This is a genomic window from Arenibacter nanhaiticus (assembly GCF_900141935.1).
GTDB classification, from domain to species: domain Bacteria; phylum Bacteroidota; class Bacteroidia; order Flavobacteriales; family Flavobacteriaceae; genus Arenibacter; species Arenibacter nanhaiticus.
In genome coordinates, this window is sequence record NZ_FQYX01000001.1 from 141,840 (window position 1) to 157,981 (window position 16,142).

Annotated in this window: 13 protein-coding genes; 6 read left to right on the plus strand and 7 right to left on the minus strand. The window is 41.2% G+C overall.

Annotation, left to right across the window (positions count from 1 at the left end):
- Nucleotides 1-311: 311 nt before the first annotated feature.
- The 5 genes from BUA16_RS00605 to BUA16_RS00625 form a co-directional block, all read right to left on the minus strand.
- The gene (locus BUA16_RS00605; protein WP_072762832.1) at nt 312-1,277 is read right to left on the minus strand and encodes a YeiH family protein; all 966 of its coding nucleotides are present in this window, start codon (nt 1,275-1,277) and stop codon (nt 312-314) included.
- Nucleotides 1,278-1,361: 84 nt separating this feature from the next.
- Complete coding sequence (locus BUA16_RS00610; RefSeq protein WP_072762702.1) at nt 1,362-2,255, minus strand: LysR family transcriptional regulator; 894 nt, start codon at nt 2,253-2,255, stop codon at nt 1,362-1,364.
- 104 nt (nt 2,256-2,359) lie between these two features.
- Nucleotides 2,360-3,367 carry a hypothetical protein gene (locus BUA16_RS00615; protein WP_072762703.1) on the minus strand — a complete coding sequence of 336 codons (1,008 nt, stop codon included), beginning with the start codon at nt 3,365-3,367 and terminating at the stop codon, nt 2,360-2,362.
- Nucleotides 3,368-3,786: 419 nt separating this feature from the next.
- Entirely contained in the window at nt 3,787-4,566 is a 780-nt protein-coding gene (locus BUA16_RS00620) for a DUF3050 domain-containing protein (RefSeq protein WP_072762704.1), read from the minus strand.
- 274 nt (nt 4,567-4,840) lie between these two features.
- Entirely contained in the window at nt 4,841-6,568 is a 1,728-nt protein-coding gene (locus tag BUA16_RS00625; protein WP_072762705.1) for a M28 family peptidase, read from the minus strand.
- 465 nt (nt 6,569-7,033) lie between these two features.
- Between BUA16_RS00625 and BUA16_RS00630 the strand changes: the two genes are divergently transcribed.
- Nucleotides 7,034-8,326 (plus strand): aminopeptidase P family protein, encoded by a 1,293-nt coding sequence (locus BUA16_RS00630; protein WP_072762706.1) that lies wholly within the window; start codon nt 7,034-7,036, stop codon nt 8,324-8,326.
- A 73-nt stretch (nt 8,327-8,399) separates the two neighbouring features.
- Here the strand turns inward: BUA16_RS00630 and brnQ are convergent, their stop codons facing one another.
- The gene (gene brnQ, locus BUA16_RS00635; protein WP_072762707.1) at nt 8,400-9,689 is read right to left on the minus strand and encodes a branched-chain amino acid transport system II carrier protein; all 1,290 of its coding nucleotides are present in this window, start codon (nt 9,687-9,689) and stop codon (nt 8,400-8,402) included.
- 266 nt (nt 9,690-9,955) lie between these two features.
- On the opposite strand from brnQ, the gene BUA16_RS00640 reads away from it, so the two are divergent.
- A complete protein-coding gene (locus BUA16_RS00640) occupies nt 9,956-10,207 on the plus strand; it encodes a hypothetical protein (protein WP_072762708.1) in 252 nt (83 codons plus the stop codon).
- Between the two features lie 7 nt (nt 10,208-10,214).
- On the opposite strand, the gene thiL is transcribed toward BUA16_RS00640, so the two are convergent.
- Entirely contained in the window at nt 10,215-11,258 is a 1,044-nt protein-coding gene (gene thiL, locus BUA16_RS00645) for a thiamine-phosphate kinase (protein WP_072762709.1), read from the minus strand.
- A gap of 228 nt (nt 11,259-11,486) precedes the next feature.
- Between thiL and BUA16_RS00650 the strand changes: the two genes are divergently transcribed.
- From BUA16_RS00650 to sufC, 4 genes are all read left to right on the plus strand, one after another.
- Nucleotides 11,487-12,707 (plus strand): choice-of-anchor B family protein, encoded by a 1,221-nt coding sequence (locus BUA16_RS00650; RefSeq protein ID WP_072762710.1) that lies wholly within the window; start codon nt 11,487-11,489, stop codon nt 12,705-12,707.
- Between the two features lie 469 nt (nt 12,708-13,176).
- Complete coding sequence (locus BUA16_RS00655; protein WP_072762711.1) at nt 13,177-13,506, plus strand: HesB/IscA family protein; 330 nt, start codon at nt 13,177-13,179, stop codon at nt 13,504-13,506.
- A 147-nt stretch (nt 13,507-13,653) separates the two neighbouring features.
- Nucleotides 13,654-15,099: a Fe-S cluster assembly protein SufB gene (gene sufB, locus BUA16_RS00660; protein ID WP_072762712.1), complete on the plus strand. Its 1,446-nt coding sequence runs from the start codon at nt 13,654-13,656 to the stop codon at nt 15,097-15,099.
- A 213-nt stretch (nt 15,100-15,312) separates the two neighbouring features.
- Entirely contained in the window at nt 15,313-16,068 is a 756-nt protein-coding gene (gene sufC / locus BUA16_RS00665) for a Fe-S cluster assembly ATPase SufC (protein ID WP_072762713.1), read from the plus strand.
- Nucleotides 16,069-16,142: the final 74 nt, after the last annotated feature.

A 16,142-nucleotide genomic window follows, 5' to 3' on the forward strand; every position in this document is an offset into this window, starting at 1 on the left:
CTAATATACCAAGCGGTTGGTTTATAGGTGGAAATTTGGGCTTCCTATATTTTAAAGAGGTATTTCAACGATCGTTTAAGCTACTAGAAGAGAAAACAAGACGTTATGACCTGTTAAACACCACGTTGCCAACTGACTAGTCTGGTTGTCGACAAAAAAAACATACTACAAAAAAGAACCACAACATGTTTTTTTGCTGTTTTTATGGTTAGATTCATGGGGTTCAGTTTTCCTAAGCCAAGGTTTTTTTCACTCTTGGAAAAGCAAGGTCGACTTAAATTTATAGGATGTTATATTAAGGGGTGGTGGTGCTATGTGCTAAAACTCATGATGGCCCAAAGGGCGCCGGCTGCAATGAGCACCCATAGGACTATTCCTTGTAAAAGCGGTTTATAGCCAACAGCGCTAAGGACATTTCTATTTAAACCGCAGCCAATAAGGAATAGGGTAAGGGTTAAACCGGCCTTGGCAATACTGGTGAGGTAGTGGCTGTATTCCTGAACAAAAGGGATATAGGTATTGGCCATCATAGCCAAAACAAACAAGCCAATAAAGTAAGGGATTTTAATGTTGCCACCTTTATTTTTAAACACATAGGTAGATAAGAAGGCTAAGGGAATAATCCACAAGGCTCTGGCTAATTTTACGGTAGTGGCAATCTCCAGGGCCTTGTCCCCGTATTTACTGGCTGCACCAACTACGGAGCTGGTGTCGTGTATAGCGATGGCACACCACATTCCAAATTGGGTCTGGGATAGATCTAAGGCCGAACCGATGGCAGGAAAAGCAAACAAGGCCACGGAATTAAGGATGAAAATTGTTCCAATGGCTATGGAGATTTGGTTTTCCTTGGCTTTTATTACTGGAGAGATAGCGGCAATGGCACTGCCCCCACAGATGGCTGTCCCCACAGAGATTAAATAAGAAGTTTTTTTGTCTAGTTTTAAGACCTTGCCCATAAAAAAACCAATTACTAATATACTGACAATGGAAACTATGGTGAAAAGAACACCTTCTTTTCCAGCCTTTAGTGCGCTGTTCATATTCATGCCAAATCCTAAGCCCACTACAGATACTTGTAGCAATAAATGAGTAGCCTTATGGTTGAGGTGTAAATAGGGGTGTCCTATCCATTGGGCAACAATTAAACCCAATAAAAGGGCCATTGGAGGCGATATAAAAGGTGTTAAGCACAAGACCACCATGATTAAAAACAGCAGTTCTCTTGTAGTAATGCTTTTCTGAAGCCAATTGCCCAAAACTATTTTCTTATGCATTTCCATTTTCAAAGTTGGTATAAACTATAGGACAAAGGTCTTCTATAATACCTCCTTATGGAAATCACCATCTGTAATGCACCATTACTTAAAGTTATAATGAAGGGCAAATTTTTTAAATAATTCTGATAAGGGGTCTGTCTGTCCTTGGGGTTGTATAAAATAAAAGTGGCGGCCGATGTTCAGTTCCGCTACATCTAGGATGCTAAAGTCGTTGTTTTTGAGTTCTTTAAAAATGGAATGGATGGATAGGAAAGCGACAGAATTGCTGTGGTATAGATAATTTTTAATACTTTCCGTGCTGCCCAATTCCATTTCTAGGGATAGGTCAGAGGTTTTTAATGTTGTCTTTTTAAGGTGGTGATCTATGACCTCTAAGGTACCGGAGCCTTGCTCTCGTAATAGTACGGGTACCGTTTTCAGCGTCTCAAGGGATATAGGCTGCTTTTTTACCAAGGGATGCTGACTATTGGCTACCAAAACAATTTCGTCTTTTATGAATTCCTCATATTTGAAATTGGATTTCTTGGTCCTGCCTTCTATAATGCCGAGGTCTATGGTATTGGCCTGTAGTTCTGCCTCTATTTTTTCCGTATTTCCACTGATTAAGGAAACTTTAATATGACCGAATTTTTGATGGAAACCAGCTAGCAATTGTGGCAATATGTATTGGGCAATGGTGGTACTAGCCCCAATTCTAAGCCTACCGTTATAATTCTTGGTTATAGTATTCAGTTCAAATTCTAATTCTCGGTATAAGGAAAACAAGGCTTCGGTATGTTCCAATAAAATTTTTCCGGCAGGGGTTAACACAATTTGAGACCTCTTTCTTTCAAAAACTTTAATGTTGAGGTAGTTTTCTATCTCCTTGATATGTTTGGTAACTGCCGGTTGGGTGATAAATAGTTCCTTAGAAGCTTTTGTGAAACTGAGTCGTTTGGCAACGGTATGGAAAACTTTTAGACGAAAATCGAACATAATAAAAGTGGTCTATGGGGAGGATCCCTTATTTTGATTAAAAAATTGAAGATAGGGAATCCTGCAAAAAGGACAAGACTATTAAAGAATAAGGTGCAACCTAATTATTTTTGAGGAAAGGGGGTGTTTTTAGCTTCTTGAGTCGGTTCTGGGACTGTAAAAACATGAAACATTTTTTTGCTTCGTGCATTAGGGACTTCTGCAATAAAGGCGTAATGCCCTGGTGCTAAGTTGGCGTTAAAATAACCCGTTTTTCCCTTAGGTAGATCGTTGACCCCTCCTAAAAAGGTAACTCCTTCTGGAGCCGGGTTCATCAATCCCTCGGGAGCTGCCCAATTCATCCATTTTTCTAGGTGATTGACGTCAGCATTTTTATCTAAACGAACCAAATTTACATCGTGGCCAACGAAATTTTCATGGGAGATTTGATCTTTAAAAAACACGGAAAAAACTTGATGCCCGTTCTGAATGGGGGTGTTGTATGAAATGCCCTCGGTACTCGAAATGGTCAACTTTACATCGGGGACTAAAGGTTTGCCGTTCGAAAGTTCTTGGGTTACTATGAGTTCTTTGGTCATTCCCATAGTAGAATGAAACATTCCGTTAGACATTTTTACATAGCATTCCATCACGTAATATCCGGGTTCCAAAAATAGGGTGGTTACACTTTGTTCTCCGGGAGACACCAAGGCGGAACCTCCAGAAAATACGACCTTAAAAAACCAATTTGGTAAGCTGTTCAGTGTAGCAAAACCTTCGGCTGGTTTTCCCTCATTGATCAGATCCATGCCTTGTTGAAAAATAGGCATTACTTCTCTTTCTGCATCCTTAATGGTTTTGTCCTCGGGGTATTTGTCCAATAAAAAGAAATGAGGTTCTTTAGATTTGTTGGTATACCGGAACGTATGCCAGCCCGATGGAATAGTATCTACCGCCTGGAAATCCATATTCTGGGTAACCACTTCTATAATATCTTTGTTATGAAGCCTCATTTGGGCGTTGCTTACTTGATTCTTGTTTTTTTTACAAGCAGATAAGGAATAAAACAGAATGGGAAGGAGGATTAAAGAAAGGATAGGGCGTATACGAAGGGAGAATGAATGAGGACTCATAAGTTATATATTAGTTAAGAAGCAATATGTTTTGATTAGGGCGATAAGGTAGCCATCCTAGTTAGACAAAATTTACATTTTGTAGATGCCGTAAGCTTGCTTTCTATTTGGGGAGTGCTAAAGCGCCAACTTTTAAAGAATTCAGGTGCTTTGTAAGAAGCTGGTATGCTTGCGGTTAGGTGTTTTAAGGTACTGAAATAATTTTAAATGCACAAGCGAAAGAATGGCAACGGGATAGGAGGGTAGCAGGGCGAATTAATGTTCTTGTTTTTCTAGCAACTATAGTTTTGGGTACTGATTACAGCCAATAGAGGTAAGCAGAAAATAGCCTTGGGAAGTAGTCCTATGGTTTTTATCCCAGCAAGGATTGCAACTGCTGGGATAAAAACGACTAGGAAGCTATTTTATGGAGGTAGCGGCTATAGTAAAACGTTCTTCTTTTCAATACAATCGGCTATGGCATCCCATAGGTAGATCCTTTGACGCAGCGATTCTTTGGCTACTTCTAGGGTTTCTTCCCATTTTTTAGGGTCTGTGCCGCATAGTTCAGAAATCATTTTAAGGGATAAAGGACCGTGTTCGTCCCCGTCTAATTCAATATGACGGTCTAAGTAATACTTTAATTTGTTGTAGCGCTTGTTTTCGGCATCGGTCTGTTTTAGAATTTCCATAAACATATCCGGAATTACATCTTCTCTTCCAAAAGTAAAGGCCGCCGCTATTAAATGGGCCTTTTCGGTAGCGATAATCGCAAAGGTATAGCGAACAAAATCCTTCACAGCCGGGGCTATGGCAATTTGATCTAAACTCTGCCTTGGCTCGTTTCCAGATTCTATCAATGCTATTAAAGAAGTAGCTTCTTTTGTAGAGGCGCCAATTTGTTCCATGGCTTCCAGGTACATTTCGTAATGACTTTTTGGGACACCCAGTTCGTTAATATCACTTTCTTCCCCGTGAACAATTTCATTGATAAACCTAGCCAAGGTGGGGTTTTTTGGGGGCGTCCATGGAATAGAAACATTGGTAAGTTGTATTTGTAAGGCTTTTAAAAGCGACATAAAATCCCATACCGCAAAAACATGGTTTTCCATAAAAACCTGAATGTCTTCTATAGTCGATAACTGGGTGTATACTCTATGGCTCTTTAGGGCTTGACGTATTTCTTTAAGCTCGTTTTCTATATGTTGAAGGTGCTGCATTTGAAATGATTGTATGTTTTCTATTGAATATGGTTTGCCGATATATAAATAGCCGGGCAAAATTAATCTATTCAGAGATGTTTTGCCATCTTTAGCCAAAAGAGTGCCTTGTTTTTTTTGATCTTTCCGGGCTATGAATACGACTTTAACCGGAAGGTTTCTTGTCTATAAAATGATGCGTTAGGGACCGCGGCGGCATCCCCGCAGCAGCGCAAGGGATATAGCCAAGGGCCCGCCCGACGAAGGAGGGAACGCCCAAAAGACACTGTTTTGGCTACTTCTTCTTTTCCAGTTCGGATTTAAAAAGCTTGGCCTGCATTTCTATAACGGACTGCGCCATTAGTATAGATTTCTCTACATAGGCCGTGTTTTCTGGGGACGCCATATCCATGGTAGCGGCAATGGCTTTAAGGTACCAGTCTTCCCAAGCTTCTAAAATTTCAATTTCATTTTTGGGGCTATTGCCTGCTTTAATGGCCTTTTCACTACTAATAAATTCATTTGACAAACGGTCTAGTGCTGCTTTTTTGACCATCTCAATGATATCGACAGCGGTATAGGTGTCGCCATGTAACAAGGTATAGGCACTGGCCAGGGCGGCCGTTCCCACATTTTTTAGCGTTTCTTGCGACACCTTGTCCATACGGTCGTTATCGGTATGGTAAAATTGATCGGTAAAATGCCAAAGCAATAATCCAGGAATGTCGGCTTGTAAAAATGGGGTGTGGTCACTACCGCCTTCATAAGGGTTTGTGTTCACTACCCATTGGGCGAATCTTGCTTGCTCCTTAAAATTATACAGTATAAAATCGTTGAGGTAGTGTGGTTTCATATCCTCTAGGGCGAGTTTCTTTCCGCCCCATTCCGAGTGTTTGTCATTGCCTCTGGTCCAAATGGCCGAGGGATCGGGCATTTTTTCTATCAAGAAAGTACCGCCGGTCAATGCTGTATTTTCTCCTACCATATCTAAACTGATGCCCCATTTAATACCGGCAGCCCTATTTGGGTCTTCTTGAATGTATCTCCTGGTCGATATAATTTCATCGCCCCAAAGGAAAGTAAGGGTCCGTTGCGGGTCTATAGCTTCCTTGGCCATTAATTTGGCGGTGATGGCTGCCATTTCTAATTGTGCTCCTACCCCGGAAGCATTGTCATTGGCACCGGGCTCTTGTACATGTGCACTAAAAACAAGGCGTTGGCCGGGGTATTCTGCACCCAACACTTCGGCGATAACCGTTAGCTCCTGGGAAGGATAAATTTTAGTGTCTATAGCCACCGTGGCGCTAACAGGACCATTGGCCAACTTTGCTTTTAATTGTTCTTTGGCCTTATAAGAAAGGGCAATTCCCCAACTGTTTTTAGGGTGATGGGGGAGAGATCTAAATTGTATGGAGGTGCTGTTCTTTTCGGGTTGCAGGTAAGAGGGGTTGTCATAACTTAATATTCCGACGGCCCCTTTATGGAGCACCCCTTCCAGATAAATATCCCTAGCTTGTTGTTCCGTAAAGATTATTTTTCCCTTAACATTTGCAGTTTGTAGGTCTTCCTTGTCCTTTATATATACTACCTCGGCAGTGATCCCTGTTTTTGGGGTGGATACGGAGTTGATATAAACCATATTGCGGTTGCTGTTAAAAGAAAGTAGCGGGGCATCGTCGCCGAGAAGGCGAAGGGTTGCAGCTATAGGTTCCCAAGTTGACCTTTGTAGAGCTCTTTTTTCTATGCGGTACCGCAACCGATCATTTTTATCGGCCTTATCTTCCAAAACATACCCCGCAGCTTCTAGTTCTGCCGCTATTTTATAGATGCTCTTATTAAAACCCTCGTTGCCTACCACTCGCCAATATTGCGATACATAGGCGGTAGTTTCTAAAGCCTTTTCTCCGGTATAGTGGTCGCGGACAAGGGCAAAATAATCATCGACCTTTCCCCTAGCTTCTTTTTGTTGGGCACATCCCAGGGTTGTAGTAGCAAGTAAAAGGAGCAGAATATAATGACGCATGGTTTACAGTTTTGAAAGAGTGTGACTAATGCTTGAAATTTTCTTCAAAGATAGCATTCAAAATGCACCTTCGGGAAGTATTTGGTGGCTCTTTTTATAGATTGAGGGTTTATGGGTTCGAGCAGTTTCTAGGACAGGGTTTTTAGGTTTTATGAAATGAACATGGTCGTAAATACGAATTCAGCTATGCGAATTATATATGACCATTAAAAAACAATAAATAAGGTGGTTGGTAGAGCGTTGTTTGAACCTTAGGAAAGAAGGGGTAAAATACTTAAGGGGGAAATCTTAGCAAATGATTATGAGTTAAAATGTGTGAAGCACTTTTGATTTCTTAAATTTGCTAGGACAAAAATAAAAGCTGCAATTGGCTCAGTAGGTATTCTTTATGAGAATTGCTGCGGGCGACTGCGAAAAGGCAGCATGCAGTCTCTTTTTAATCTTAAAAACAACTAAAATATAGCTATGAAGTACGAGCAAATAGATCAGAATTTGTTTATAAAAAATCGCAAAAAGTTTATGGCCCGGATGAAGCCGAACAGTATTGCGGTCTTTAATTCTAACGATATTTATCCTATCGGGGCAGATAGTACCATGCCTTTTGAACAGAACAGGGATCTTTTTTACTTATCAGGAGCCGATCAGGAAGAAACTATTCTGTTGTTGTTCCCGGATGCCCATGATAAAAAGCACCGCGAAGTTCTTTTCGTGCGCGAAACAAACGCCCATATCGCTGTTTGGGAAGGAGCTAAATTAACCAAGGAGAAAGCCACCGAAGTATCGGGGATCGCTTCTATTTACTGGTTGACCGATTTTGATAAGATCTTTTTTGATCTTATGACCGAGGCCGAGACGGTATACTTTAATACCAATGAGCACTACCGTCAGGCGGTAGAGACCCAAACAAGGGAAGACCGCTTTATTATAAAGTGTAAGCAAGATTATCCTGCCCACAAATGGGAGAAGAGCAGCCCGATCTTACAAGATATCAGAGGGGTAAAAGAGCCTGAAGAAATTGCCTTGATGCAAACTGCCTGTAACATTACGGAAAAAGGGTTTAGACGTTTACTGAGCTTTGTAAAACCAGGGGTATGGGAGCATGAAATTGAGGCGGAATTGTTGCATGAGTTTATCCGTAACAGGTCTAAAGGGTTTGCTTATACGCCAATCATAGCATCAGGAAACAACGCCAATGTGTTACATTATATAGAGAACAACCGCGAGTGTAAGGATGGGGATATGTTATTGATGGATGTTGCGGCAGAATACGCCAACTACTCTAGTGATTTAACCCGTACCATTCCTGTAAACGGTAGGTTTACCCCTCGTCAAAAAGAGGTGTACAATGCTGTTCTTAGGGTAAAGGACGAGGCTACTAAAATGTTGGTTCCGGGAACCATGTGGGCAGCCTATCACGAGGAAGTAGGTAAATTAATGACCTCTGAGCTTTTAGGACTGGGATTGTTGGACAAGGCCGATGTGCAGAACGAAGATAAAAACTGGCCAGCGTATAAAAAATACTTTATGCACGGTACCAGTCACCATATAGGATTGAATACCCACGATTACGGCGCCTTAAAAACGCCAATGAAGGCCAATATGGTCTTTACCGTAGAACCGGGAATCTATATTCCTGAGGAGAATATGGGAATCCGTTTAGAAGATGATGTAGTGATTCAGGAAAATGGAGAGCCCTTTAACCTAATGGGAAGTATTCCTATTACCGTAGAGGAAATTGAAGCATTGATGAACGCCTAGGTATTCTTGCCTTACGGCAGCAACATATATTAAAAGAGCTGGTCTGTACCAGCTCTTTTTTTGTGATTGTTTTTTAATGAGTATTCGTTCTGCGGCTGTGAAAATAGTTCGCTGCCACAAAACTTATAAGGGCCGGTAATACCCAGCCTAAGCTGTATTCGCTAAATGGAATCAGGCTAAGAACAGCATTGCCTTCTGTCGCCATCGGAACTCCGATGCTTGCCAAAAAGTCGGGAATACTAAAAAGGATGCAGACTAAGACTACCGTCCTAAAAACAAGGGAAGAACCATATTTTTCGGGAACTACATTCAGTAGGATAAGCACTATGGTAATGGGGTAAATAAACATTAAAGCGGGTAGGGCAATCCTTATAATATACGCCACATTAAATTGTCCTATGACTATCCCTAAAAGACAGCCTGCCATTGCGGTGATGATATAAGCTTTTTGGGAATTTTGAAACCTGTCCTTGATAAAGTCCGACGTCCCCGTGACAATACCTACTGCGGTAGTAAAACAGGCAAGGCTTACCAAAAGACTGAGTAAGAGGTTGGCAGTACTGCCTAGGCTTATCTGGCTAATGCCTTTCAATAGTTCGGTTCTGGTGGCATCATCATCAAAGTGGTGGTGCAATACCGATCCGGAAAAAATGAGTCCAGTATAGATTAAAAACAAAGCTAAACCAGCCAACCAGCCTGCCGTAGCAATGAGTTTTTTCTTGTCGTGATAACTGGCATGGTTGTTTTTTTGATTGATGGAAATGATGATTACACCACCAACCACAATAGCAGCTATGGCGTCAAAGGTTTGGTACCCTTCTAAAATACCGGCACTGAGCGGACTGGGGAATGAGGCGTTGCCAAAGCTAAAATCGAGTCCAAATAAGGTGATGCCGATGATTAATAGTAAAATGATAATGATGGCCGGAGTCAGAATCTTGCCTAGGATATCCAAGATTTTGGACCTGTTGATGGCAAAGAGAAAGACTAGGGAAAAATATAAGATACTGGTGAGTAGGGAAGAGGTGGTAAAATATGGCTGTATGGCTATTTCATGGGTTACCGAGGCTGTCCTTGGCGAGGGAAGGGCTATGGCAATACCATATATAAGTAAGGAATACACTAAGCTAAAACCAGGAGATACCTTCTTTCCAAAGTCATAGATAGTACCTTGCAATTTGGCATGGGCCAATATCCCTAAAATGGGCACCAATACAGCAGAAAGACAAAAACCAATGGCTACCAACCACCAAGTATGGCCAGATTGGAATCCTAAAAAAGGGGGTAATATTAAGTTTCCTGCCCCAAAAAACAGGGAAAATAGGGCAAAGGTGGTGACCAGGGTTTCTTTCGATTTTAGCATGTATATTGCTTTTTGGGCCTAAGACTGCCTATAAAACACCGCAAAGAATTTATGCTTGTTGACGTTAAAATTAGTTTTTTTATCGAAAAAACCGATTTTTAACATTAAAAATCCCATAAAAAACAGTTGGTGTTCAATAAATGACGCTCGTAGGCGTTAGAGTATTGAAAGTATTAATGAATTAATGCTTTTTAGTTTTTAATTTTAAAGTTAATTTTTGCATATTAGAGACCCAAACTAATTTTTGTATTTATAAATCTTGACCTATGAAAAATCTATTGTCAAATTTCGGATCAAAATTCAATGCGCTCTGCTGCGGTATTCTAGGACACCATTTTGCTGTTTCTAAGAGAGTAACCGATCATATTAAAGAATATCAATGTGTGCATTGCAAAAAGCAAGTTACCACCGATGTCAGTGGTAACCTATCTGCCCTAACTCCAGAAAAGCAGGATATCAATAACACCTTGGAAGATCTTTATCAAAGAAGGCATAAGGAATCCCAGCAAGTAGCCTAACGGATTCTTAGGAAAAGGAATTCCACCCCTGTGCTGTGATCGGGATTTTAGAATTGTTACGGGCCACTAAATGTGCTCCTTCATTCTTATCGGTCATATGTCCTATCACGGTCAAATTTGGATTGCCTTTAATTTTTAAGAAATCTTTTTGATCTATGGTGAAGAGCAGCTCGTAATCTTCTCCCCCGCTTAGTGCCACCAAGGTGCTGTCTATATTAAACTCCTCACAAGCAGCTATCACGGTAGGATCTAAGGGTATTTTATCCTCGTACAAATTACAGCCCACCTGACTTTCTTCGCATAGGTGTAAAATTTCCGAAGAAAGCCCGTCGCTAATATCGATCATAGAAGTAGGTTGTACCTCCAAGGATTTCAACAGCTCTTTAATATCCCTTCTCGCTTCCGGTTTTAATTGTCGTTCTACCACATAGGTGTATTCCGATAAATCTGGTTGACTGTTTGGGTTGACTTTAAAAACTTCCTTTTCTCTTTCTAAGACTTGCAGGCCGCAATAAGCAGCGCCCAAATCGCCGGTTACTACCAATAGGTCGTTTGGCTTGGCACCGTTTCTGTAGGCGAGCTCCTCGTCTTTGGCCTCGCCAATGGCGGTAATGCTAATGAGCATGCCTTTGGTAGAGGTGGTGGTGTCTCCGCCAACCAAATCTACTTTGTATATTTCTGCTGCCAAGGCCACCCCGCTATAAAACTCCTCTATGGCCTCGAGCGGAAACCTATTGGAAACGGCTATGGAGACCGTTATTTGGGTAGCCGTAGCATTCATCGCATAAATATCCGATAAATTTACCATAACGGCTTTGTAGCCTAAGTGCTTTAGCGGCATGTAGCTGAGGTCAAAATGTACCCCTTCTATCAATAGATCCGTAGAAACTACTGCCTTGTTATCTTTAAAATCTAGTACTGCAGCATCATCACCGATACCTTTGATAGTGGATTTTTGTTGTAGGGCGAAATCTTTGGTAAGATGTTTTATCAATCCAAATTCTCCCAACTGCTCCAGCTTTGTCTTTTGTGGGTTTTTATCTTCTAACATGCGGCAAATTTAAGTAGGATATTTTTATGTTGTATCTTTATAAACCGTTAAACCTTAAATTGTCGACTGACATTTTCTTGTTTTTTTAAAATTCCCCTCCTAATCCCTGGATGTTATCCAGCTATTAAACATTTAACCTGCCAGTAAACCAAGGTCAAGGCATGCTTCAATTTTAAGATTCATGAATCTTGTCTTTAATGTGTTTGTTTCATTTTAAATAAGTAGGTTATGAAAAAGCTATGGAGTGTTACAATTTTAATGCTTTTGGCATTGGGGTGTTCGAAGGATTCGGGTACCGATTCCCTGATAGCCAATCCGCAGCCAGAAAATGTTGTTCCATGTCAAAATGGGATGGCGGATATTTATCCATGCAAGGGCTATGATTTGTTGGGCAAATTGTCTTTGAGGGAAATGGACGCTACTTCGGCGAACGATATTTGGGGGTGGACCGATAGTGAGCGCAATAGAGAGTATGCGCTGGTTGGGTTAAACAACGGGGTGGCCTTTGTAGATATTACCCAGGCCGATAAGTTAGTGTATTTAGGGAAATTACCCGCTGCCACAGGAGCCAGTTCGGCCCGCGATATCAAGGTCTATAAAAATCATGCTTTTGTAGTGGCCGAAACCTCGGACCATGGGATGCAGGTTTTTGACCTGACGCAATTGGGCAAGCTTGGTACTGCACCGCAGGTTTTTTCGGCCGTTGCACGGTATACGGGCTTTGGAAACAGTCACAATTTACACATAAACGAAACTACAGGCTATGCCTATGCCGTAGGAACAGCCAGGGACGATGCCTTTAATGGCGGAGTACATTTTATAAACATCCAAGATCCTAAAAACCCTGTCGGCCTTGGCGGGTATGGGGAAGGGGGCTATTGTCACGACGCGCAAGTGGTCATATACAATGGTCCCGATACGGATTATAGCGGCAGGGAAATATTGTTTGGGGCAAATGAAGATAAGGTGGTGATAGTAGATGTAACCGACAAAGGAAATCCGCTTGGTATAGCTTCGTTCACTTATGCAGATTTGGGGTACACTCACCAAGGGTGGTTAAGCGAGGATCACCGTTATTTTTTATTGGGTGATGAAGCAGACGAGTCAAGATTTGGATATAACACCCGAAGCTTGATCTTTGATTTTTCGGATCTCGATGCCCCCGTGCTACACCATGCCTACTTGGGAAAAACTAGGGCGGTAGACCATAACGGGTATGTCTTGGGGAACGAGTTTTTTTTGGCCAATTATGCAGCCGGCATGCGAGTGCTGAACATCGCAGGAATAGGGCAGAAAGAAATCATCGAACAAGGGTATTTTGACACCTATGCGGCAGACAATTCACCGGGAGGTAAGGGGGCATGGACCGTATATCCATATTTTAAAAGTAAGAAGATCATTGTCAACGATATTAATTCTGGCCTCTTTATCGTTAAAAAATCGGAATAGATCCGTTAGGGAACCGCGGGCTCAACACCTTTTTTGTTACAAAAAAGTGCGTCTTAGGTTGTTGTATTATCCCATTACATTGCTTTTTAGTTACTTAAGGAGGTCGTCCTTGCGTTTTTGTGAAAAAAATAAACCCTTGAAACATAGACGGGAGGAAGGATGTTTTGAAAGGAAAAAATATAGAGGGAGAGGCGGTAAAGACTGATTTGATCAAATGGGGAGGTAGTAGGAAAAGGCAGCGGACAAGGAGTGTTGGGAGTGGCTGAACGGACTTTTAAAAGGCCGTTTCCCTTTGAGGGAAACCGATAAAAAAACGGCTGAAAATTGGCCCTGGAAAAGCGGTCCTTCCCTTTTATTTTTGTGATAGAAAAGCCTGATAGTGCTATGCGTTAGAATAATGTTAGGAAGTATGGTAAAACCCTATATAAGTACTATCTTTGTAATCTATTTAGATTAAATCCAATTAAGTATGATTAAAGTATCTGATATAGCCAAGCAAAAGGTCATATCTCTTATGGCAGAGGGAGGCTTCGATGCTAGCAAGGATTATGTGCGAGTAGGGGTAAAAAGCGGCGGTTGTAGCGGCTTGTCCTATGAGCTCGATTTTGACAACAAAGCATTGGAGACCGATAAAATATTTGAAGATAATGCGGTACGGATCGTAGTCGATAAAAAGAGCTTTCTGTATTTAGTAGGTACTGTCTTGGAGTATTCTGGCGGACTTAATGGCAAGGGGTTTGTGTTTAACAACCCAAATGCACAGAGAACCTGCGGCTGTGGGGAAAGTTTTTCATTATAGGCCAAACTGCCTTTTTTAGAAAGGAGCAAGGTTTGTAAAGAATAAGATCCCAAGGGGTCTACGAGTAAAGTAAGAAAAAGAGTAAAATAAACATATCTCCTTACCCTAAAACAGTAAAGGGGACAGGAGTTAAAAGGGGGCTGATTTATGGCATACACAGAGGAAGAATTAAAGAAAGAACTAGAGACCAAAGAGTATGAGTATGGTTTTTATACTGATATTGAGTCGGATACGTTTCCCAATGGTTTGAACGAAGAGATTGTGGTTGCAATTTCTAAAAAGAAAGAAGAACCAGAATGGATGACGGAATGGCGTTTGGAAGCTTTTCGTATATGGAAAGAAATGGAAGAGCCGGAATGGGCAAATGTAACTTACGACAAACCCGATTTTCAGGCTATCTCCTACTATTCCGCACCGAACAAAAAACCAAAATACGATAGTCTTGACGAGGTAGATCCGGAATTGTTGGACACCTTTAAAAGGCTGGGGATTTCCTTGGACGAACAAAAGAAGTTGGCCGGTGTGGCCGTAGATATCGTAATGGATTCTGTGTCCGTAGCCACCACTTTTAAAAAGACCTTGGGAGAAAAAGGAATTATTTTCTGCTCTATCTCCGAAGCGATCAGAGAATATCCGGAATTGGTAAGGAAACACCTAGGGACCGTAGTGCCACAGAAAGATAACTTTTATGCGGCCTTGAACTCTGCGGTATTCTCCGACGGGTCGTTCTGTTATATCCCAAAAGGAGTACGTTGCCCTATGGAGCTGTCTACTTATTTTAGGATTAACCAAGCAGGAACCGGACAGTTCGAAAGAACCCTTGTCGTTGCCGATGAAGGTAGTTATGTGAGTTACTTGGAAGGTTGTACCGCGCCCTCTAGAGATGAAAATCAATTGCATGCCGCAGTAGTAGAATTGATCGCCTTGGATGATGCTGAAATAAAATACTCTACCGTTCAAAACTGGTTCCCAGGGAATAAAGAAGGTAAAGGTGGGGTGTTTAATTTTGTGACCAAAAGAGGAATTTGTGAGAAGAACGCAAAAATTTCTTGGACACAAGTAGAGACCGGTTCAGCAGTGACATGGAAGTACCCTTCTTGTATCTTGAAAGGAGACAATTCTATTGGAGAGTTTTATTCTATCGCCGTAACAAATAACTTTCAACAAGCAGATACGGGCACTAAAATGATCCACCTAGGGAAGAATACAAGAAGTACCATTATTTCTAAAGGTATTTCTGCAGGAAAATCCCAAAACAGTTATAGAGGTTTGGTGCAGGTAGGGAGTAGGGCAACGAATGCCAGAAACTTTTCACAGTGCGATTCCCTTTTAATGGGGAACGAATGCGGAGCACATACTTTTCCATACATCGAAGCAAAGAACAGTACGGCACAAATAGAACACGAGGCCACTACCAGTAAGATTGGAGAAGACCAGATTTTCTATTGTAACCAAAGAGGAATCGATACCGAAAAGGCTATTGCGTTAATTGTAAACGGTTTTAGCAAGGAAGTATTGAACAAATTGCCAATGGAATTTGCCGTAGAAGCGCAAAAATTATTGGAGATCAGTTTGGAAGGTTCCGTTGGATAATATAAAGTAATGATCGGGGACATTCCTCGATAAAAACACTTGGCCAATACAGCCGTTGTTTTTAATTACCATGTAGTGAAGACTTGTCCCAAAGGAAAACCCAAAAGGTTATGTCTGGGGAATGAAACAAAGAGTTCTTCGCTACACCAGAAAGAAGATTTTAAAAAATTGCCGAAGGCACCCAATTATTAGAATAAACAGAATTTAGAAAAGATGCTGAAAATTAACAACTTACACGCAAGGGTAGAAGATAAGGAAATTTTAAAGGGTATAAACCTAACGGTAAATGCAGGAGAGGTACATGCTATAATGGGGCCAAACGGTTCAGGAAAAAGTACTTTAGCTTCTGTAATTGCTGGTAAAGAAGATTTTGAGGTTACAGAAGGAGAAGTGATATTGGACAAGGAGAACCTAGAAGATGTTTCTCCTGAAGATAGAGCTCATAAAGGTGTTTTCCTTTCCTTTCAATACCCAGTAGAGATTCCTGGAGTATCGGTGACCAATTTTATGAAAACCGCTATCAACGAATCTAGAAAAGCTAAGGGATTGGAAGATATGCCGGCAAAAGATATGTTGAAATTGATCCGTGAAAAATCGGAATTGCTAGAAATCGATAGAAAATTCTTGTCCCGTTCTTTAAATGAAGGGTTTTCAGGAGGAGAGAAAAAACGTAACGAGATATTCCAAATGGCTATGTTAGAGCCTAAATTGGCTATTTTGGACGAAACCGATTCTGGTTTGGATATCGATGCCTTGCGCGTAGTAGCCAACGGGGTCAACAAACTAAAAACAAAGGATAATGCGGTAATCGTAATTACCCACTACCAACGTTTGTTGGAATATATCGTTCCAGATTTTATCCACGTATTGCACGATGGGAAAATCGTAAAGTCAGGCACCAAGGAATTGGCTCTGGAATTGGAAGAAAAAGGATATGATTGGTTAAAAAATGAGGCCGTAGTTAAGTAAGTAACAAGCCGTCTTGTGTTGTGCTAAATTTTCAAAATTTTGTCATGGCGCAGGAATCATTTAGGAACAATTAT

Excerpts from the sequence above, each read along its gene's own strand:
- BUA16_RS00605 (WP_072762832.1), bottom strand. The coding sequence starts at position 1,277 with ATGCATAAGAAAATAGTTTTGGGCAATTGGCTTCAGAAAAGCATTACT.
- BUA16_RS00610 (WP_072762702.1), bottom strand. The coding sequence starts at position 2,255 with ATGTTCGATTTTCGTCTAAAAGTTTTCCATACCGTTGCCAAACGACTC.
- BUA16_RS00615 (WP_072762703.1), bottom strand. The coding sequence starts at position 3,367 with ATGAGTCCTCATTCATTCTCCCTTCGTATACGCCCTATCCTTTCTTTA.
- BUA16_RS00620 (WP_072762704.1), bottom strand. The coding sequence starts at position 4,566 with ATGCAGCACCTTCAACATATAGAAAACGAGCTTAAAGAAATACGTCAA.
- BUA16_RS00625 (WP_072762705.1), bottom strand. The coding sequence starts at position 6,568 with ATGCGTCATTATATTCTGCTCCTTTTACTTGCTACTACAACCCTGGGA.
- BUA16_RS00630 (WP_072762706.1), top strand. The coding sequence starts at position 7,034 with ATGAAGTACGAGCAAATAGATCAGAATTTGTTTATAAAAAATCGCAAA.
- brnQ (WP_072762707.1), bottom strand. The coding sequence starts at position 9,689 with ATGCTAAAATCGAAAGAAACCCTGGTCACCACCTTTGCCCTATTTTCC.
- BUA16_RS00640 (WP_072762708.1), top strand. The coding sequence starts at position 9,956 with ATGAAAAATCTATTGTCAAATTTCGGATCAAAATTCAATGCGCTCTGC.
- thiL (WP_072762709.1), bottom strand. The coding sequence starts at position 11,258 with ATGTTAGAAGATAAAAACCCACAAAAGACAAAGCTGGAGCAGTTGGGA.
- BUA16_RS00650 (WP_072762710.1), top strand. The coding sequence starts at position 11,487 with ATGAAAAAGCTATGGAGTGTTACAATTTTAATGCTTTTGGCATTGGGG.
- BUA16_RS00655 (WP_072762711.1), top strand. The coding sequence starts at position 13,177 with ATGATTAAAGTATCTGATATAGCCAAGCAAAAGGTCATATCTCTTATG.
- sufB (WP_072762712.1), top strand. The coding sequence starts at position 13,654 with ATGGCATACACAGAGGAAGAATTAAAGAAAGAACTAGAGACCAAAGAG.
- sufC (WP_072762713.1), top strand. The coding sequence starts at position 15,313 with ATGCTGAAAATTAACAACTTACACGCAAGGGTAGAAGATAAGGAAATT.